This is a genomic window from Winslowiella toletana, from assembly GCF_032164335.1.
GTDB classification, from domain to species: domain Bacteria; phylum Pseudomonadota; class Gammaproteobacteria; order Enterobacterales; family Enterobacteriaceae; genus Erwinia; species Erwinia toletana_A.
Window position 1 is genome coordinate 4,075,690 of the sequence record NZ_CP134152.1, and the last position, 19,844, is coordinate 4,095,533.

At 49.2% G+C, this 19,844-nt stretch carries 14 protein-coding genes; 2 read left to right on the forward strand and 12 right to left on the reverse strand.

Annotated elements, in window-relative coordinates; all coding sequences use genetic code 11:
- Positions 1-185: 185 nt before the first annotated feature.
- Complete coding sequence (locus RIN69_RS18690; protein ID WP_313853703.1) at positions 186-812, reverse strand: helix-turn-helix transcriptional regulator; 627 nt, start codon at positions 810-812, stop codon at positions 186-188.
- Between the two features lie 1,820 nt (positions 813-2,632).
- Between RIN69_RS18690 and tcuC the strand changes: the two genes are divergently transcribed.
- On the forward strand, positions 2,633-3,943 hold the full coding sequence (gene tcuC, locus RIN69_RS18695; protein WP_313853704.1) for an MFS transporter: 1,311 nt from the start codon (positions 2,633-2,635) through the stop codon (positions 3,941-3,943).
- Between the two features lie 11 nt (positions 3,944-3,954).
- On the forward strand, positions 3,955-4,731 hold the full coding sequence (locus tag RIN69_RS18700; RefSeq protein WP_390902407.1) for a substrate-binding domain-containing protein: 777 nt from the start codon (positions 3,955-3,957) through the stop codon (positions 4,729-4,731).
- Here the strand turns inward: RIN69_RS18700 and RIN69_RS18705 are convergent.
- The 11 genes from RIN69_RS18705 to RIN69_RS18755 all read right to left on the reverse strand — a co-directional run bounded on the left by RIN69_RS18705 (position 4,728) and on the right by RIN69_RS18755 (position 19,790).
- Positions 4,728-5,636: a LysR family transcriptional regulator gene (locus tag RIN69_RS18705; RefSeq protein WP_313853705.1), complete on the reverse strand. Its 909-nt coding sequence runs from the start codon at positions 5,634-5,636 to the stop codon at positions 4,728-4,730. The two genes, RIN69_RS18700 and RIN69_RS18705, sit on opposite strands and share 4 nt — an antisense overlap.
- 319 nt (positions 5,637-5,955) lie before the next feature.
- A complete protein-coding gene (locus RIN69_RS18710) occupies positions 5,956-7,218 on the reverse strand; it encodes an MFS transporter (protein WP_313853706.1) in 1,263 nt (420 codons plus the stop codon).
- 59 nt (positions 7,219-7,277) lie between these two features.
- Entirely contained in the window at positions 7,278-10,355 is a 3,078-nt protein-coding gene (locus tag RIN69_RS18715; RefSeq protein WP_313853707.1) for a beta-galactosidase, read from the reverse strand.
- 174 nt (positions 10,356-10,529) lie between these two features.
- A complete protein-coding gene (locus RIN69_RS18720) occupies positions 10,530-11,600 on the reverse strand; it encodes a LacI family DNA-binding transcriptional regulator (RefSeq protein ID WP_313853708.1) in 1,071 nt (356 codons plus the stop codon).
- Positions 11,601-11,701: 101 nt separating this feature from the next.
- Entirely contained in the window at positions 11,702-12,469 is a 768-nt protein-coding gene (gene fetB, locus RIN69_RS18725; RefSeq protein ID WP_313853709.1) for an iron efflux ABC transporter permease subunit FetB, read from the reverse strand.
- Complete coding sequence (gene fetA / locus RIN69_RS18730) at positions 12,456-13,124, reverse strand: iron efflux ABC transporter ATP-binding subunit FetA (RefSeq protein WP_313853711.1); 669 nt, start codon at positions 13,122-13,124, stop codon at positions 12,456-12,458. Before fetA ends, fetB begins: the two co-directional genes overlap by 14 nt.
- Positions 13,125-13,231: 107 nt before the next feature.
- The gene (locus RIN69_RS18735) at positions 13,232-15,457 is read right to left on the reverse strand and encodes a TonB-dependent receptor domain-containing protein (protein ID WP_313853713.1); all 2,226 of its coding nucleotides are present in this window, start codon (positions 15,455-15,457) and stop codon (positions 13,232-13,234) included.
- Positions 15,454-17,580 carry a S9 family peptidase gene (locus tag RIN69_RS18740; protein ID WP_313853714.1) on the reverse strand — a complete coding sequence of 709 codons (2,127 nt, stop codon included), beginning with the start codon at positions 17,578-17,580 and terminating at the stop codon, positions 15,454-15,456. Before RIN69_RS18740 ends, RIN69_RS18735 begins: the two co-directional genes overlap by 4 nt.
- Before the next feature lie 22 nt (positions 17,581-17,602).
- Positions 17,603-18,397 (reverse strand): energy transducer TonB family protein, encoded by a 795-nt coding sequence (locus RIN69_RS18745; RefSeq protein ID WP_313853715.1) that lies wholly within the window; start codon positions 18,395-18,397, stop codon positions 17,603-17,605.
- Between the two features lie 5 nt (positions 18,398-18,402).
- On the reverse strand, positions 18,403-19,266 hold the full coding sequence (locus tag RIN69_RS18750) for a ChaN family lipoprotein (RefSeq protein WP_313853716.1): 864 nt from the start codon (positions 19,264-19,266) through the stop codon (positions 18,403-18,405).
- Between the two features lie 176 nt (positions 19,267-19,442).
- Positions 19,443-19,790 (reverse strand): hypothetical protein, encoded by a 348-nt coding sequence (locus RIN69_RS18755; RefSeq protein ID WP_313853718.1) that lies wholly within the window; start codon positions 19,788-19,790, stop codon positions 19,443-19,445.
- Between the last annotated feature and the right edge of the window lie 54 nt (positions 19,791-19,844).

Consider the following 19,844-nt stretch of genomic DNA (forward strand, 5'->3'; position numbering starts at 1 on the left):
GTAGGAAAAATTAATCCTGAAACTAAATAAATAATCCTGATTTAAATCATTCAGGATTGTTAATACTTTGATGTAATCCGTAGTCGCATAATTACAACTACTGGCATTGTTAAAAAAACCACACACAGCGCATGGCTATAGTGAGTCACTACCATTACATTTAGTCATTAAAAGTCAGGTTGAAATTAGCAACCAACTTCCATACATTCCATTTTGAATGATGAGACAGGCAAACGTTTAATCCCAATTTTTCTAAGTATATTGGACTTATGTGCACTGATGGTTTTTTGACTACGTGAAAGCTTTACGGAGATTTCTTTGTTGGTTGCACCATCAAGATACATTTTTAAAATTTCCATCTCACGACGAGTCAACCCAACAGATTCGCAATACTCTTCATTAAATAATGCCGAGTTATTGTTCTTCAGTGCATAGATATCCCAGGAATAGCAATAGCCACCTGATCGCACAACATTGATTGCGTTAAGGAATAACTCTACTCCACTTTCAAACTCAATCATTCCACGCACATTGTTCAGATGATTTATGAATTTGTAGATTCCCTGATCTTTTTTTGCAAGAATCAGCAGCGGAATGTTAGTCACCGCAGCAAATTTCTTTAAGCTGGTTAGTGGCATATCATCCAGCTTCTTGCCATCAATGATGCAAATGTCATAGGATTCGGCAATAGTTGACTCGATGCATTCTTCGATACTTTTTAATACAATAGTAGAATCTTGATAGTTCGCTTCAATAATATGGACTATTCCCAAGCTTCCAATGTTCTTTTCACCCAGATATAAAAATTTCATTAGCAATCTCTTAAGAGCCATACTCATATGAACAGCTAACCATCCAGAAAATATTAAGTATAGACTACAATATAAAAAAATAATTTAAGAAGTTATTGATCATAAAGCGGCAAACATCGCTATGACTTATATAGAAATGGGACAAACCAATATCAATCGAAGCCAAATTAAAAATCAGCGATGATAAATATAAAATTCATCTATAAACCGGGGCTTGGAATATTTAATAAAAAATACCCAGGAAGATTAAATTTCCATTTCTTATCTTCGGTAAGAACATATACATCAAAAAAACTTGCTGTTATGTTGCGCGAAGAACACTCCATTGCATTCGCAAATTAACACTCCTCCTCTAATATTGTCATCGGTGAGATTCACCTGGCGCAGCGTTAGCACCTTGAGAGTTCTCCAATGTCTAAATTTTGCTCTTAGCGCTATCCTGTAAGCACTATAATAATGAAGCTTCATGTGATCTTAGATAAGCTAATAATTTACAGAGGAAAATTATAACTTAAACAAACCATTAACGAGCCTCCACATAATTGCTAACCACTCTTACATAATGCGGATATTAATGTCACACTACCCTGACTGTTCACTTACAAATCATACTATATACTAATAATGTTTCAGTCAATCCTGCCAGGTTTTACCAAGTGTTAAATTTGTAATCTTTCGCTGAACAAAACAACATTTAACCCATTGATTAAACAAGACTTTAATTAAGCAATCAATAAAAACACTTATTTTTAATAGGCATATATTTAGATTACTGACAGGATGCCTAGATATTCCTATGCAAAAAGACAATTCTTACACCAATATACACACCAGGATTAATCCCAATCATCAAACTATAGAGCGCATGGCAAGCTGTTAATCTATCACGCTCTCTTTGAGATCTGCGCAAAAAAGGCTCAAGTGCCCTTATAAAATTATTTCGTAGATATAATAATTTTTTTTGATTCCCTTTAAAAAATAGAGCTCATGCTACTCCACAATGGACATCATTGGCCGCCAGATAGTATAGGATTAGAACAAGGATGTATCCGATACTGGAATTAAATATTTCGAGCATATCGAATATTCCTGAATACACAATCAGGTTTAGTTCGCGCAGAGCCATACACTCAATCAAGATCTTTTTTTAAGTGTAAATTTTGCATTTACATTCTATACCAGGTGAATATAGGGCTATCTGGTGAGCAAATATGATAATGCACCACACCTGGATAGTAACGATGAGTAATTAGTTGCCTTTGAAATGTGGTTCGATATTGCCAATCATAAAATTCTTAAACTCTGCTGTGCTTTAGACATTCTCAACTTGCCGTTTTCCATATCGCAAGCCAGCCTGACATGCTGTCGCGACTAAATAGTTCAGTCTCACTCACGACTCCCGTTCGCGGTGACAGCATCTCCTGCAACAGCGAATCATTGCTGTGATACATCCTTATCAATGTTCCAGGGGTAGCAACTGGGTAAAAAGCCTATCTCTGCTGCGGTGTGGCAAACACCTTCTTAATAGGTGTGCGAATCACCGGGGATGCCGTCAGTCGGTTGCCAAACATTGCTCCAAAGAGAGACTCAAACATGATAAGTCTGTCACAAATATCCAACGAGCCAGGTTTTCAGTTTAGTCCGCACTGAATGTAAGAATTGCACCTGGTGCTCAGTCACGCCTGAGTTGTTTTTGCATTGATGCGTCAGACGCATCAAACGATAACTAAAACGCACTTATTAAATCACCATTATTGCGCCAGTCTCCTGATACAAGTCGGTAACAACTACGACACATTTAATATGTATCGGAGAAAATAATGAATCAAACCTCTGCTCATCCTGCATCAGCCCGTTCACGTATTGGCGCAATTTTTCGGGTAACCTCGGGAAACTTCTTAGAACAATTCGATTTTTTCCTGTTTGGTTTTTACGCAACCTATATTGCTCATACCTTTTTTCCTGCAAGCAGTGAGTTCGCCTCACTCATGATGACTTTTGCTGTTTTTGGCGCGGGCTTTTTAATGCGCCCTATCGGCGCGGTGGTATTGGGTGCTTATATTGACAAAGTAGGGCGCCGGAAAGGGCTTATCGTTACGTTATCCATTATGGCGATGGGCACATTTCTTATCGTGCTGATTCCTTCTTACAATGCGATCGGATTTTGGGCACCTTTAATCGTGCTCGTCGGTCGATTGCTGCAAGGATTCTCAGCCGGTGCTGAGTTGGGTGGAGTGTCCGTATACCTGGCTGAAATTGCAACGCCCGGAAAGAAAGGTTTTTACACCAGCTGGCAGTCCGGTAGCCAGCAGGTGGCGATTATGGTCGCCGCCGCGATGGGATTTGCTCTTAATGCATTGCTGGACGAAGCAGCTATCGGTGACTGGGGATGGCGCATCCCGTTTCTGTTTGGTTGTTTAATCGTTCCCTTTATCTTTTTCCTGCGCCGTAATCTGGAAGAAACCGAAGAGTTCAGCGCCCGACGTCAACATCCGGAACTATCCCAGGTATTCCGTACCCTGATGGAGAACTGGAAAATAGTGGTAGCTGGCATGCTGATGGTGGCGATGACGACAACTTCATTCTATTTGATTACGGTATACGCCCCGACTTTCGGTAAAAAGGTCCTGCTGCTGAGTGCTTCTGACAGTCTGCTGGTCACGCTGCTGGTTGCAGTGTCCAACTTTATCTGGTTACCGATTGGCGGAGCTATTTCTGATAAATTCGGGCGTAAACCAGTGTTGATTACCATGGCGCTGATCGCCATCGCCACCTCATATCCCGCGCTCAAACTTCTGGCTGGCGCGCCTGATTTTTATATGATGCTGGGCGTTTTACTCTGGTTGTCATTTATTTATGGCCTGTACAACGGTGCCATGATCCCTGCCCTGACGGAAATAATGCCAACCTCGGTCAGAGTAGCCGGTTTCTCGCTGGCATATAGCCTTGCTACTGCCATTTTTGGCGGCTTCACTCCGGCAATCTCAACGGTACTGATTGAAACCACAGGTGATAAAGCCTCTCCCGGATTGTGGATGAGTTTTGCTGCGGTGTGCGCACTACTGGCAACCCTGTATCTGTACAAACAGGAAACACCACAACCTCACTCTGCTAAAAAAACTTTCGGATAATGGATTACTTCATGCAAAAACGTATGAGTTTGAGTCTGCTGGCGATGCTGTTTTGTTTAATCAGTCAGCCCCTTCACGCAACAGAGTTAACCGTAATGATCTCTGGCGGCTTCAAAGCCGCATGGGAAAAACTGGCACCGGAATTTGCTGAAAAACAGGGAATTACCCTGAAGACCGTACCTGGCCCGTCGATGGGGAAATCTGCTGAAGCTATTCCCAACCGTCTGGCGGCTGGAGAGAACGCTGATGTGATTATTATGGTCGGCGATGCGCTGAGTGATTTAAGCCGCAACGGCATGGTCATTGCGGATACGCGCACTGAACTTGCTGATTCAAGAATTGGTGTGGTCGTCAGTAGCGGTAAGCCAAAACCAGATATCAGCACTGATAAAACCCTGAGGAGCGCCTTACTGGAAGCGGACTCGATAGCTTATTCCGACAGTGCCAGTGGCAGATATGTGCAGCAACAGCTGTTTAAAAAGCTGGGTATTGAACAACAGGTTCAGGGGAAAGCGCATCAGGTTGAGAAAACCCCGGTAGCGTTAACCGTCGCGCAGGGCCACTATACTATCGGGCTTCAGCAGGTGAGTGAGCTGCTGCCGGTTCCAGGCGTATCATTTGTGGGAAAAATTCCGGACAACGTTCAGTATGTCACGCGCTTTGCCGGTGCTGTGGCCGCTAAAACGGAGCACGCTGAAGAGGCGAAGCTTTTACTCCGCTACCTATCGTCAAAGCAGGTACAGCAAACCGTGCGCGCTACCGGGCTGGATTCTGTTACAACGCCTTAAGCAGTAGAATCGACGGCGTGTAGCGCAATAATCTGTTTTTCCAGCGCTCTGGCAAGGTGTGATAGCTCACGGCCACTGCGTTTAATTAACCCCACATTACGTCTTACCGTGGGGTTAATTAATCCTATGCTTGCCAGAACAGGATGGTCTGATTTTGGCATTGCCATTGCCGGAACGGCGGCAATTCCGAGACCGGCTTCCACCATTCCAAGCAGGGTAGTGACATGTCGGGTTTCACAAACACCTGGCGTCTCTGGAACGATATCGCCCAACGCCTGATCAAGCAGATTGCGATTACCTGAGGTTTTATCCAGCCTGACATAAGGATGAGTGTAAAACTCCTGCCATGTCATGGTCTTTCGCGCGGCAAGAGGGTGATCCCGACGGCATGCCGCAACATAAACTTCGTCGACTAAAGGAAAGAATTCCACGTCCGGTTGCGGTGTTCCGGTAAAGCTGAGGCCAAAATCCGCCTGGCCGCTGATCACTGCGTCATAAACATTCCCGGCGCTGGAATCAATCAGCTTGATACGGACTCGTGGATAGTGTGACTGGAAAGCGGCAATGACTTTTGGCATAAAATAGTAAGCCGCCGAAGGCACACAGGCAACGGTAATTAATCCTGCCCGGCTATTGCCAACATCACTGATATCCGACATTACCTCTTCAAAATCCATCAGCAGACGCTGGGCGCGAGGAGAGAATTTGCGCCCCACTAAGGTCAGACTGACGCGGCGGGTTGTCCTTTCAAACAGCTTAACACCGAGTAAGGTTTCAAGTTTATCAATGCGCCTGCTAAGCGCAGGTTGCGATATGCAAATCGCATCAGCCGCGGATTTAAAACTGCCGTATTCCACCAGCGCGCGGAATGCGTAAAGATCACTCAGGTCAAAATTTACCGCCATTATTATCCGCTTCCTTAAAACACTGTGCTTAAGTGAGTAAGCCGATGCTGGTATCAGGCCATGAACCGTCTAATGCCAGTTATGACAGACCATCAGAAACATCATTGGCGCTCACGCTTCTGCTGAATGCCGGAGCCTTAATAAATACACCATGATAATAGACTTACATTGGCGCGACATAAACTACGTCTAAAAGCCACGGCTGAACAGAGTGAAGGATAAAGGCGATTAATTTTCAGTTAAATTAATTGAGGTGCTTATGCAGGAAAGTGTGGAAGCCACGCCGTTGCTTTACGCCCGGAACGTGGCTTCCACTGGATTATGCCATTTTCTGTTTTTGCTTCCCGAATGAGCGCAGCACCGTCAACGGGCCGTCGCCTGACAGGGTAAATACCGACAGCACGGTAAACGACAGCGCCACCAGCCCCAGTACCAGATAGGCACCGTGGAAGCCGACCCGGTCATACATGTATCCGGCAAATAACGACATGAAAATCATCGCCAGTTGTTTAAAGAAGCAGAAACAGACCAGATAAATGGTCGCTGAGAAGCGAACTTCAAACTGGCTGGTAATGTATTTAAAGCAGCCGACAATCAGGAACGGAATCTCAAACATATGCAGGGTTTTCAGAATCACCACTTCAGTCGCCGTGGTGGCAAAGGAAGAGCCGATAATGCGTACAGACATGATCATCCCAGCCAGCAGCAGCGCGTTCTTACCGCCAATCCGATTAACAATCAGTGGTGCAAAGAACATGATACTGGCGTTCAGCAGTTCACCCATAGTGGTGACATAGCCAAAGACACGCGTCCCCTGATCGTTGGTGCTGAAAAACGAGGTAAAGAAGTTGGCAAACTGTTGGTCAAACACATCATAAGTACAGGATACACCCACCACATACAGCGATAAAAACCACAGTTTTGGCTGCCTGAACAGCTCAAGTGCCAGACGGAATTTAAACGGCGAGTGGTTGGCACCGAGAGAATTCGCCACTTCCGCTGACGGCTGAGTTTGCGGCTTTGCAATAAACAGAAGAATAGCGAGGATTACCGCACAGCCTGAACCCAGCCAGAAAACAAACTCATTATTGATGGTAAACATGATGCCGGCGATCGAGGCACACAGCGCCCAGCCGATACAACCGAACAGGCGCGCGCGGCCAAATTCAAACTGGCTACGACGGCTGACCTTTTCGATATAGGCTTCAATCGCTGGCGCACCGCCGTTATAGATAAAGCCAAGATAGATACCGCCGACAATCGAACCGAGCAGCAGGTTGGTTTGCAGCAGCGGCCCAAATACGTAAATAAAGAATGGCGCAAACATTACCAGCATGCCGGTAATAAACCACAGCAGGTGTTTTTTCAGGCCAAGCTTATCGGACAGCAGGCCAAAAATTGGCTGGAACAGCAGTGAAAAGAAAGAGATACAGGCGAAGATAATTCCGGTATCACTTTTGCTGACATGATTAATATCATGTAGCCAAATTGGGAAGAAGGGGAAGTAGGCTCCCATAATGAAAAAGTAGAAAAAGAAGAACAGCCCGAACATCCAGAAATTGCTGTTTTTTAAGTAGTACATGTTTCTTATCCTTAGGGGAGCAGTGGGCAGGCTGGCGCCTGCCCTGAAAAACCCGGCGGTTAGTTACGCGCCCAGTTCACTGTGTAGTGGTAATGTTGTTCCTGTAATAAAAACTCAGGCGATACGCTGGGGCTCCAGGAATCATCGCCACCCACTCCCATATGGAAGCCATCGATATTCAGCCAACTGCCCTGCTCTTCACGCAGCAAATGGCGATGTGACACCTCATGCAATTGATGCTGGCTGTAGCGGCTGATATTAAAGTGGAAATTGCCGCGCCACTGGTTATCACCATATTCAAGACGGGTGGTACCGCAGCGCAAACCGTTTTCGGTAGGAAAGACGTACGGCGTATACATCTCTGCCAGCGGGCGCTGCCAGTGGTCATAGCGTGCTGATGCCTGGCGATCCGGATAATTTTCATGCGGACCGAGACCCAGCCAGCTCACCTGCGGCTGTACCTCTGCCAACTGGCAGCTCAAGCCAATACGGGCTGGAGCAGGTACGCCATAAGCGACTTCCACATCAACACTGATCTGTAACTGACCCTGATTATCAATACGGTAGGTTTTGCTGCTGATAAACAGCGTTTTGCTCTGGGCACGCCAGCAGTGAACGGTATGCAGCTGCACCGCATGGTGCAGGGATTCAGCTTCGCAACTGATCAGCTGGGATTCCATTTCATACATCCCCGCCGCTTTCCAGCGCTCTACCCAGGCATTCGGGTCAATGCGCGTCACTTCGCTGACGCCGATATCGTTATCCAGCGGCGCACGGGTAAACTGATCCTGTAACGGAGTCAGCAGCAGATTTTCGCCAGCGCTTTGCCACTGCGTAAGCAAGCCGCTGGCGCGATTAAACTGCCAGTGCTGCGCGCCATGCCGCACATCGAACGTCTGCTCACTGATATCCAGCTGTGGGCTTTCACCGTGGCTGAATTTTACCGGCTCACTTAATAACTCAGGCAGACGCCATTGTTGCCAGGCGCAGACATGACCGGCGTCACTCCAGTCAGTGGCTTGAATCTGCTGCACTTCGACATTCAGCCACAGTTGACCACTGCTGGTCGCGGGCGGCAGATTAAGTTCGATCAGCTGTTTGCCTTGCGGCGCGATATCCAGCAGCACCTCTTGGCTGGCGAGCACTTCGCCCTCCAGCTTCACTGTCCACACCAGTCGCTCATTATCGCTGTGACGGAACAGATACTCGCTGGTCACTTCTACTGCTGGATGACCATTGGTCAGTAACTGGAACTGGAAGAACTGTTGTACCTGCTGCGCTTCATACAGCGCCGGATGAGGGGAACGATCGGCAAATACCAGACCATTCATACAGAACTGACGGTCATTCGGTTTGTCACCAAAGTCGCCGCCATAGGCAGAAAATGGCTGGCCGTTTTCATCGTGCTTAATCAGTGACTGATCCACCCAGTCCCAGACAAAACCACCCTGCAGACGCGGATGCTGACGAAATGCCTGCCAGTATTTATGGAAGCCGCCAAAGCTGTTACCCATAGCGTGGGCATATTCACAAAGGATTAGCGGACGTTGCTCATCCGGCATGCCAATCCACTTTTTAATTGACCATTTTGGCACCTGTGGATGAGGCTGATCCTGATCGACGCGGGCGTACATCGGGCAGATAATATCCGTCGCCGCACTGTCAGCACCGCCGCCTTCGTACTGCACCGGGCGCGTCGGATCGTTGGATTTAATCCAGTTATACAGCGCATCGTGGTTACTGCCATGACCGGATTCGTTACCCAGAGACCAGATAATGATCGATGGATGATTGCGGTCACGCATCACCATGCGGGTAACGCGCTCGGTCATGGCTGGTAGCCAGCGGGGATCGTCACTTAAGCGGTTCATCGGCACCATGCCGTGGGTTTCGATGTTGGCTTCGTCCACTACGTACAGGCCATAGTAGTCACACAGGCGATACCACATTGGATGATTAGGATAGTGCGAGCAGCGCACCGCGTTAAAGTTATGCTGTTTCATCAACAGAATATCGCGGCGCATGGTCTCCACATCCATCACCTGGCCCGTTTCCGGGTGATGTTCATGACGATTGGTGCCACGAATCAGCAGCGGCTTACCATTAACTTTCAGCAAACCCTCACTGATTTCCACTTTGCGAAAACCAACGTCATAAGCTTCGGCTTCAATGACTTCTTCACCGCGCTTTAATACCACCACAGCACGATAGAGATTTGGTATTTCAGCACTCCATAACAGCGGGCGTTCCAGCGGCAGTTTCAGCGTAGTACGGTCGTGATAAGCGCCGCGCTCATCGATAATCTCGCTGCCAATAGCCTGCTGCTGCTCAGTGATCAGCTGGTCACCGCGCCATAGCTGCACGGCGATTTGCACATCGGTTAATGGCTCACCTTCCACCACCACTAACGCTGCCAGTTCGGCCCGGCTGAAATCTTCATTAAGATGCGTCACCAGCCGTACATCGCTAAGGCGGGTCTCCGGTTTATGCAACAGCGACACATCGCGGAAGATGCCGCTCATACGCCACATATCCTGATCTTCCAGATAAGAGCCATCGCTCCAGCGCAGCACCATAACCGCAATGCGGTTTTCTGACGGCTTTAACACTGCGCTCAGATCAAACTCTGAAGGCAGACGGCTGTCCTGGGCATAGCCGATCCACTGCCCGTTACACCACAAATGAAACGCAGAATTCACGCCATCAAATACAATCCGCGTCTGTCCGCTGGCCAGCCAGCGCTCATCGACATCAAATGTGAGCGAGTAACAACCAGTGGCATTTTCCTGCGGCACAAACGGCGGGTTTACCGGAATTGGATAGGTGACATTGGTATAAATTGGCGCGTCATAGCCAAGAATCTGCCAGTTGGAAGGCACCGGCGTCGAATTCGCATCGCTCAGATCGCTATTCACCCAGCTGGCAGGCACCGCTTCTGGCCGCGAGAAATAGCTGAATTGCCACTCGCCATTCAGGCTGCGCAGTGAGGCGGAAGCGCTGTCCTCACGCGCCTGTTCCGCTGAGCGCCAGCTGGCAAATGGCGGATGGGCGTTCAGCTGATTCAGCTGAGTAACCGCCGGGTTTTCCCAGTCGCGGCGTTGTAATACGGCGTTTAAATCAATAGCGTTGTTAGTCATCGTCGGATTCCTTTAGCGTATTGCGATGCGCTCACAATTTTAAAGTAATATGATTTTGGCTAACGTAGCTGTAAAGCTGATTAGAGTTATTCGGTGATAGTCGTCACAAATAAACCGCAGTTATCGGCTCCCGCCCTGACGGCATGCCGGATATCCCCCGCCACCGTCGGCGGTTTATTTCAGGCGAGCGACCTGCAACGCAAGCCGCGCAAGCGCCTCAGCCAGAACATGTGGCGTAATTGCGCACGGTGCAGCGGTGGTTTTGCGTTCCACAAGACTCACCGGCAATATGACTGGCTCAACCTGTTCTTCCCTGATAAGCGCCAACAGATGATCGACGCTGACCTGGCCTAAGGCTTTAAAATCCTGCTTAATGGTGGTCAGTGGTGGAATAAAACAGGCACTGTCTTCGGTATCGTCATAACCCACCACGGATACATCGCCCGGCACCGCAAGACCAAATTCTGACAATGCCCGCAGCGTGCCGAGTGCCATTTGATCGTTTGCGACCAGAATAGCGCTCGGGCTCACCCCGTCGCGTAATAGCTGAATCACCTGCTGATAACCGGAAAGAGAGCTCCAGTCGCCGTGCATAATTGCGCTGGCGGTTAACTGATGCGCCGCAAGGCACTGTTGCCAGCCTTCAAAGCGCAGACGCGCGGAGACAGAACTGAGCGGCCCGGTCAGTAACGCAATCTTCTGGTGGCCCAGCCCGACAAGATGTTCCACGCCTAACAACGCCCCCATCGTCGGATCGAAAACAATATGATCGGCGGCCAGTGCTGGCGATACATCAAGAAACAGCGCAGGAACCTCACCGCAACGTCGCTGGATCTCCAGCGCCTCAGCATCTTCCAGTGGAATATTAACGATCAGTCCGTCTACCCGCTGAGAAAGCAGGCTGTTGACCGCCGCTTTACTCGCCTCCAGCCCAGCTTGTTCAATCATGGAAATCACCACATTGAACTGCATTTCTCCCGCTTTGGATTTGATTGCCGCGACGATTTGCGACGGTGCATGCAGAGAAAGATTAGTGGTGGCCAGCCCGATAGTATGGCTGAGCTTGCCAGCCAGCTGCTGTGCGACGCGATTAGGCACGTAGTTCAGCGCATTCATCGCCGCTTCAACTTTGAGGCGCGTTTTCTCTGAGACGTGACTGGCCTGATTAATCACGCGTGAAACGGTCTGGTAAGAGACGCCGGCACACTCTGCCACATCATACAGGGTCACAGACTTCGGTTTCATCGCGGGCTTCCTTATCAGACAGGCTCAGGTGGCGGGTATTCTACACATTCTGGCTCGGGGTAGTGCAATCAAGGGAGCCAAAAAAGACTCCCCTGCAATGTTTAACCCGCTTGCTTTAACTGTGCGCGCGCATTAAAAAAGCGACGGTAAGCAAGGTAACCGGCAATAATGGTCGACAGGCTGGCGGTACCCAGCAGCATAAACGTCACCATTATCTGATACTTGATCGCTTTCACCGGATCGATACCGGCAAAAATCAGGCCGGACATCATGCCTGGCAGGCTGACCAGCCCGACGGTTTTGGCTGCATCAACCGTCGGGATCATCGCGGCGCGAATACTGTCGCGAATTAGCTTAGCGGAAGCCAATTTAACTGACGCGCCGAGGCTGAGCATTTCGAGGATTTTTTGTTGATTGTCAGCAAAACGCTGATTCAGATTGCTGTAGCACAGCCCGACCGCCACCATCGCATTACCGGCAATCATGCCGGAAATCGGAATCACCTGCATCGGGACAAATTCGATTGAGCCGCTCAGCACCAGAATCGTCAGCGTCGAGGTGGTGCTCACGGTGATGGCAACAAACGAAATCATCAGGGCATTGCCGATATTGCGACTGCGCTTGCGGGCATTTAGCGATGCATTAACGCAGATAAACAGCACCATCAGCACCGTCAGCCAGCCGTTGTTCAAATCGAAAATATACTTCAGCACATAGCCGACAAGGATCAGCTGAACAACCGCCCGCGCCACGCTCCAGACAATATCTTTTTCCAGACCCAGCTTCTCTTTGCCACTGACCAGCAGGGCAATCACTACCAGCATCAGCGCCAGAGCAAGCGATTCATTGGTAATATTATGCTGGCTCATTAGCACTCTCCAGGCCGACCGGCGTGAGCGTCAGTACCCGCTGTGCCTGGCTGATTTCAGCACTGTCGTGACTGATCCACATCACGGCAACACCCTCTTCCGCCGCCAGCCCGGTAATGAGCTGGTTAATCAGCTGCTTGTTTTCCTCATCCAGCGCACTGGTAATTTCATCAAGCAATAAAACATCCGGTAAGAACTGTAGGTTGCGCAACAGCGCCACCCGCTGTTTTTCACCGCCGGAAAGCTGCTCCGTTTTCTTATCCAGCATCTCCGGCGGCAGGTTGACCTTTTGCAACCAGCTTTGCAGTTTTGGCCTGTCGACTCTCTTGTGGCGGATTTGCCACGGCAGTGCCAGGTTATCAAATACCGTCTCGCCAAACAGTACCGGCGTCTGAAAACAATAAGAGACCTGTTGGCGATAGTGTTCTGCTTTTAGCTCACCGATCGGCTGGCCTTTAAAAAAGATATGGCCCGTCGTTGGCGTCAACAGCGAAGCAATAATCTTTAACAGCGTACTTTTTCCACTGCCGGAAGGCCCGGTCAGCAGTACAAACTCACCGGCGTTAAGCGCCAGCGAAACCGGCGCCAGCAGCTGGCTGCCATCAAGGGAATAGCTTATTTCCTGCACGTCAAGCAGGGGAAAATCGGTCGACATTTTGCTTCATCCTGAAAAATAATCTGCAAAAGCATAGCGCTAAAAAGCCGCTTGTTGTCGCCTTTTTATCAGGCTGCCCTACTGACAGCCCGCTTTGCCTTACGCAATTAAAAACGCAGCTCACCGCCAAATACCCAGGTGCGGCCACGAGCGGTGGTATTAACTGACTTTCCATCATCGCCGACGTAGTTATAATCCTGATTCATTTTATTCAAAGCGGCGGCATAGTTTTTATTGCCCACGTTTTGTACGCTCAGGCGTAACAACAGGTTATCCGTCATCTGATAACTGCTGTAAACATCGATAACCGTTGGAATATTGGGCATATCATCTTTAGGCACATCGCCAGTATCAATACTTTCACCTTCAGGATGTAAACGCTTCGATTTTCCGGTGAATTTAATCAGGCTGCCTACCACCAGTTTTTTAGCAAGGAAACGTGCGCCGATATCCAGCGTGGCATAGCTGTCGGGCAAATCGCTTAAATCATCGTAGCCAAAACCCAACATGGTGGTACTGGCGATGGAGGTCGGCTGATCGGTATGTTGCTTACTCCAGGAGAGATTAATATAGGCATAATCAACATCATAGCTCGCTTCGATCTCATAGCCTTCGGTTTTCACCGGCGACAGCGAGTTGGTGTAAATATTGGCTTTGAAATTAGGATCGCTGTCTTCACCATTGCGGCACTTAACTCCGCTGGCGCACAGATAATAGTTCTGGCTGCTGATATAGTCCTTAATCCGCGTCTGATAGGCGAGTGCTTTCAGCCTGAAGCTATCCTGCTCCAGCAACAGCCCATTTTTTACCAGATTAAATCCAGCCTGCCAGGTCTCTGACCGTTCAGGTTGCAGGAATGGATTCATTGAAGCGCCGCCTTCATTGGCAAAAAAGACCTCCTGTGGCACCGGAGCACGCGAGGAATGGCTATAGCTGATAAAGGGTTGCAGCCACGGCGTCACCTGCGCCGAAAACGCCACCGAAGGATTAACTGCATGATCGCTGAGCCTCAGATTAGCCGCGCCCTGCGGAAAGCATTGCTGATTCGCTGCACATGCCGGTTTGAAACCACTAACCCGACTTTGCGTATAATTCAGATTTAAATCCAATTGATAAATAGCTTTATTTATCGTCAGCCCGGTGTATAGCGCAGAGATCTTCTGCTTACCCGCTGGTGCAAACGTATTATAAACTTTTTCAGCGCTGTTATCATAAGCACGGGTATATTCGGTATCCATTACCTTACCGCCATACTGCCAGGCAAAATCGTAATCGCTCAGCGAAAAACGGCTGGTATTACTGATATTCACGGCGTCTGATTTATTAGTGGTGGAAGCATGATTGGCATCACTGAGTGAATTTACATCATAAGTCTGGTTAGAGCGGCTGGTACTGAGCAATATATTTACATCAACCAGCTCTGACAGCGGGGTGTAGTCATATTTCAGATAATAATCATCGCTGGTTATATCACGGCGGGTAAACTTATTGGCGTAGTTACGTCCGGCCAGTTCAAGTTTACTGTAGCGATCGAGGTTCAGGTTCAGCTTATACAGCTGCGAATTGGGTTTCTGCTTCATGTAATTGTTATCTGAGCCAAACAGCTCACTGCTACTGGTGCCGGCACCATTGTTATAAGTGGCATACTGAACATTATCACTTAATCCCAGCAGGCCGCCGATGCTGCCACCGTCGCCAAAGGTTTCGCTTCTGCCAGCCACCGCCACCATGCCACTGCGCCCCAGTCCATTATCTCCGACGGTAAAACGCGTCAGCACACCGGCCCGGCGATTTTTTAGCAGCACATCATCAATGCCGATGGTACGCATATTGGCACTGCCGGCTAACGCATTAACGCCCTGCGCTCCAGCGCTGCTGCCGCGGGTAATATCCACTCCGGCAAGGAAGTTGGGATCAATTAACACGCCTGAAGAGCTGTTCGCGCCACCATGATAGCTGGAAGGCGCCATACCGTTATAGGTCTGACTGACACCATCAACCATAGTATTGACGCGGCCAAAGCCGCTCATTCCGCGAATATTGACATTCACCGCCCCCTGTAACGGGTCTATTTGGGTAAAGGTTCCCGGCATGGTACGCAAAGTGGCATCAAGACTTTGCAGATTCTTATTGATCTTGCGTGAGCTAAAAGCGCCCGGCTTGCTGTAAGTTTCCTCATCGGAGCCGACATTATCGTTCTCCTGCTGCCGGGTATTATCAGCAACCTTTAACGTTGAGAAAGTCGACTCTCCTTTTTTTTCCGCAGCGCTGGCAATACAAGGAAAAATAAGACAGCTGGCCAATGCACAGTTGGCGATATTTTTATATTTCAAGGTAATGCTCCTGAGGTATTATTTTTTTCATTATCAAGGTAAAGCAGAAAGCTAAATGCACCAGCCGAGTCGCGCAGACGGGAATAGCGTCCGGCTTCGCCACTGTGCCCGGCATGCATATTAGTATTAAGCAGAATTCTCGCCTGCTTGTTTTGATTAAGCACGCGCAGACGGGCGACATATTTCGCCGCCTCCCAATAGGGTACGCGTGAATCATTTAATCCGCTGGTCACCAGCATATCGGGATATTCTTGTGCGGAGAGATTCTCATAAGGACTGTAAGATTTAATTATCGGATAATATTCAGCAGTAGCCGGATTACCCCACTCTTCATATTCCTGCTGCGTCATGGGCAGCGAAGCATCCAGCATGGTGTTCAGCACATCAACAAACGGCACCTGTAGCACCACCGCCGACAACAGTCCGGGAGCCTGATTCACTACTGCGGCCAGCAACAAACCGCCGGCGCTGCCCCCCATACCGTAAACACGTTTCTCTGCGCCATAACCCAGCGCGACCAGGCCGCGAGTGGCATCTATAAAGTCGTTAAAACTGTTTTGCTTAAGCGCCTTTTTACCGCTCAGATACCAGTTCACGCCTTTCTCACCACCACCACGCACGTGTATCAGCGCAAAGACAAAACCCCGGTCGAGCAGGCTGAGGCGTGGCGCACTGAATGCCGCATCGAGGCTGACACCGTAAGCCCCGTAGCCATATACCAGCAGCGGATTATGCCCTTGCCTGAAACTATCCTTGCGATACACCAGTGATACGGGAATCTGCTGACCGTCGCGTGCGCCAATTTGCACCCGCTCACTGGCGTACTGGCTTTGCTGAAACCTGGCAATTTTTTTCTGATGTACCAGTCGGGTACGATTAGTGGCTAAATCCCACTGATAATAACCCAGCGGTTTATCCAGAGATGAATAGAGATAATTAAATACCTGTGCATCACTGGATGGATTATTTCCCACCCGCGCCATATAGCTGGCGTCCGGAAATTGCAGGTTTTGCCATTGACCAGTGGAAAACTCCATTCTGGCAAACTCGGTTTTACCGTCGGTACGTTGAATCACCGTCAGCCAGCGATCAAACAGGCTGAAGCTTTCAACTTCAATATTATTTTTCGCAGCAACTACCGTTTTCCAGCTATCGCCTGGCTGGCGGAAAGAATAAATTTCGAAGTTCTTATCCCTGGCATTACTGCGCATAAAGAACTGGCCGTTGATATGATCAACATAATACTCAACAGCGGTTCGACGCGGCTGTATCAGCTGCAATGCAGCCTGCGGCCTGGTAAGGGATAAAACTCTGACCTCCGAAGAGTCATTACCGCTGGAAGTAATCAGCAGATAGTCGTTCGATGCCGAGCGAGCAATACCGGTATACAGCGTCTGATCCTGCTGCTGATAAACCAGTTTATCCGGCCCGGCATCATGCAGGCGATGTTGCATCACTTTAGATGGCGTCAGGGTTTGCGGATCGTTCAGCACATAAAACAGCGTATGACCATCCTGACTGAATACCATATCGCCTGAGCTGTTGGCGATACTGTCTGGCAACCATTTGCCGCTTTGCATATCCAGCAACGCCAGCTGATTCTGACCATCCCCACGTAAATCTTCAGCAATCGCCAGATAGCGATTATCGTCACTGACTACATAGCGCGAGAGATGATAATATCGCTTTCCCTGACTGCGCTGATTCGCATCGAGCACCTTTTGCCAGACTACCTCTCCATTTTTCTGGCGCATTAGTTGCGGATAATTGGCATTTTCCGGGAACTGACTTTGGTATCGATAACCCTTTATTTCATAGGGTGGGGAATATTTATCCTGCGCCTGCCGCTCACTCATTTCAGCATATATTTGCTTGCTGAGCGGCTGCCAGCGTTGTGATATCCCGGCGGTGTAATTATTCTCTGCCGTCAGATAGTCCAGCACTTTTTTATTTTGCCGTGAGTCATCCCGCAGCCAGTGATAGTTATCCTCACGGGATTCCCCCCGGGTGACGATGATTTCCGGTTTACTCTCTGCTACCGGCGCGGCTGGCTGAGAAGCAGCCACGGCGAAATGCATGGCTAATAATAAATTAGCCATCATGACCCAACGAATATTCAGCATTGAATAAAACTCTTAGATAGAATTAATTAGCCTGATTTAAATCAAAACTCACCGGCATGGTTACTTTATACATACCGCCAGTTAATATTTCTGCTGGCGGCGGTGGAAAAGGCTGGGCGCGATCAATCATTGCCAGTGACTCTCTGTCGAGCGAAAGCGTTTCCGATGAACGAATAAGCTGGCGGGAGATCACGCCGCCATCGGCACCCACCACAAATGACACCAGCACGATACCCGATCGGCCACGTCGTCTGGCATCTGCCGGATAGGCTTTAACCAGATTCAGTTTCCCTTTAACTAACCCTTCCCAGCTTAGCTGACTGTTGCTCACGGTAGCCGCATCACTGGCTACCGGCGCGGCGGTGGTGCTGGCAACATTTAACTGTGGCTTGGGTGCCGCGCGGTTAGTCACTTTTGCATTACCTTCCACCGCTTTCTGAGGCAGCAAATTTTTGTGCTTCATATCATGCGGTTTGGTCGGCTTCGGCGTGGCCTTTTGCGTTTTTGGCTGCTGCAACTCAGCATTATCCGCCGTGACTACCCGATGCATCTGTTGCTTCTCTGGCGTAGTTTCCGGGGTGGCTGCGTCCACCTTCTGTTGCTGATTAATACCCAATGGCACATCCGGCTGACGATTGGTGACCTGAAATTGCTCGGAAAACGCCAGCATCACTGCCGCCGGTGGCGCTGGCGGCGGCGTGTTATCGCGCCAGGTGGTAATTAAAAGCGCCACCAGCAGCAAGTGAACGATAACGCTACAGCAGAGGCCTGCACGCCAGCGCGGACGATGCAGATAAGGTGCAGTTGTCAGCATCATCGACATCAGCGCGCAGCGACAGCAACGTACCAGACATAATCCGCTTGATCGGCGGTGATCTTCATTCCCTGCTCCGCCAGCATCAGTACCAATGGCCGGGCTTGTTTATCCAGATCGTGCAGGTGTAGAGGCACACCAAGATTACGGGCAGCGTGATAACCGCCGGCGATCAACAGCGCAGGTTTCGGCGCTGCCAGTAACTGCTGCGCCATAAAGCGGTCGCGCTGCTGCTGCACCGCCAGCATCGATGCCAGACGATCGTTATCAATCTGACCGCCATGCATGGTCACAATCAGCGTCGACAGCGCATCCAGCACCGGTTGCCGCGTCGACAGTTCGCCTGCGGGCAACTGCTTACTCTGATAAATCTGCTTCACTTCGCTGGCGCTGAGGTTGGCAGCCAGCAATGGATAGTCTCCGTGCAGCGCAGTGGTCACTACTCCGCCATACAGCGTCCACGGCCAGCCTTTATTCCACTGCAACAGCTGTTGCAGACGCTCATCACGAATATAGGGCGCGCCTTTCAATCCCTGCTGAAGTTGATTCACCGCCTCCTGTTGATCGCTGGCAATCATTTCCATCAGCACACTACCCTGCTGCCGCCTTTTCGCCATCTGGCTGAGTAACCACTGCTCAATGCGATGGTGATCGGTGTTGTCGTGCTTTTCACCAACGATAACCATCGGTGCAGCACTGAGTTTATCGACCAGAGCAGCGGCAGAGAGCGGCTGATTATCTCGCAGTGATTCAATTCGTGAGGAAAATTCCAGTGATTGCGTCAGCTGCGGTTCAGATTGCCTGACGTGTTGCTGGCAACCAGCCAGCCATGAAACCAGTAGCCCTGCGACTAACAACTTAGTCTTTATCATTTTTTTGGCCTGAGGAGAGGGGCAAGTGAAGTTGGTGTTAATATTCAGTTACGAAAGCGAATGATAATAATTATCATAATCACGATCAATATAATTATCATTTCTCTACGAAATCTTAACGAATCTGGCCAGTTTGTAAGGGTATTATCGGGAGGGAACTAAGGGATAAAGGCCGGTTATCCGGCCATTTTCGTACTGATTATCTGGCTACAGACGGTAGCATCGTCCTTCAATGTGCTGCGCTGCACATTTGTCAGTTTACTGACGGTATTCAGCACATTATCTGCTGCCTGCTGATTAAACTTTTTACGATCCAGCGCGTAATCACCATTACCAGAGTCAACAATTTTCCGCATCGCGGCCAGTGGTGAGCGGTAGTCAGGCAATTTAACCGCCTGACAATAAACCGCCACATAATAATCCTGCTCCTGCTTATCAACACGCGATAGCGACATATAGCCAACAATTACTGCCAGCACCACCAGCGGCAGAAAAAATTTTATTAGGGCACTGCGTTTATTCATCCTGGTTACCATTTAGTAAGACCTTTAACAGTCGGCAAACAGGTTATCTGTGCA

Bases quoted from the DNA above. Each gene is read 5' to 3' on its own strand.
- RIN69_RS18690 (WP_313853703.1), bottom strand. From the start codon at position 812: ATGAAATTTTTATATCTGGGTGAAAAGAACATTGGAAGCTTGGGAATA.
- tcuC (WP_313853704.1), top strand. From the start codon at position 2,633: ATGAATCAAACCTCTGCTCATCCTGCATCAGCCCGTTCACGTATTGGC.
- RIN69_RS18700 (WP_390902407.1), top strand. From the start codon at position 3,955: ATGCAAAAACGTATGAGTTTGAGTCTGCTGGCGATGCTGTTTTGTTTA.
- RIN69_RS18705 (WP_313853705.1), bottom strand. From the start codon at position 5,636: ATGGCGGTAAATTTTGACCTGAGTGATCTTTACGCATTCCGCGCGCTG.
- RIN69_RS18710 (WP_313853706.1), bottom strand. From the start codon at position 7,218: ATGTACTACTTAAAAAACAGCAATTTCTGGATGTTCGGGCTGTTCTTC.
- RIN69_RS18715 (WP_313853707.1), bottom strand. From the start codon at position 10,355: ATGACTAACAACGCTATTGATTTAAACGCCGTATTACAACGCCGCGAC.
- RIN69_RS18720 (WP_313853708.1), bottom strand. From the start codon at position 11,600: ATGAAACCGAAGTCTGTGACCCTGTATGATGTGGCAGAGTGTGCCGGC.
- fetB (WP_313853709.1), bottom strand. From the start codon at position 12,469: ATGAGCCAGCATAATATTACCAATGAATCGCTTGCTCTGGCGCTGATG.
- fetA (WP_313853711.1), bottom strand. From the start codon at position 13,124: ATGTCGACCGATTTTCCCCTGCTTGACGTGCAGGAAATAAGCTATTCC.
- RIN69_RS18740 (WP_313853714.1), bottom strand. From the start codon at position 17,580: ATGCTGAATATTCGTTGGGTCATGATGGCTAATTTATTATTAGCCATG.
- RIN69_RS18745 (WP_313853715.1), bottom strand. From the start codon at position 18,397: ATGATGCTGACAACTGCACCTTATCTGCATCGTCCGCGCTGGCGTGCA.
- RIN69_RS18750 (WP_313853716.1), bottom strand. From the start codon at position 19,266: ATGATAAAGACTAAGTTGTTAGTCGCAGGGCTACTGGTTTCATGGCTG.
- RIN69_RS18755 (WP_313853718.1), bottom strand. From the start codon at position 19,790: ATGAATAAACGCAGTGCCCTAATAAAATTTTTTCTGCCGCTGGTGGTG.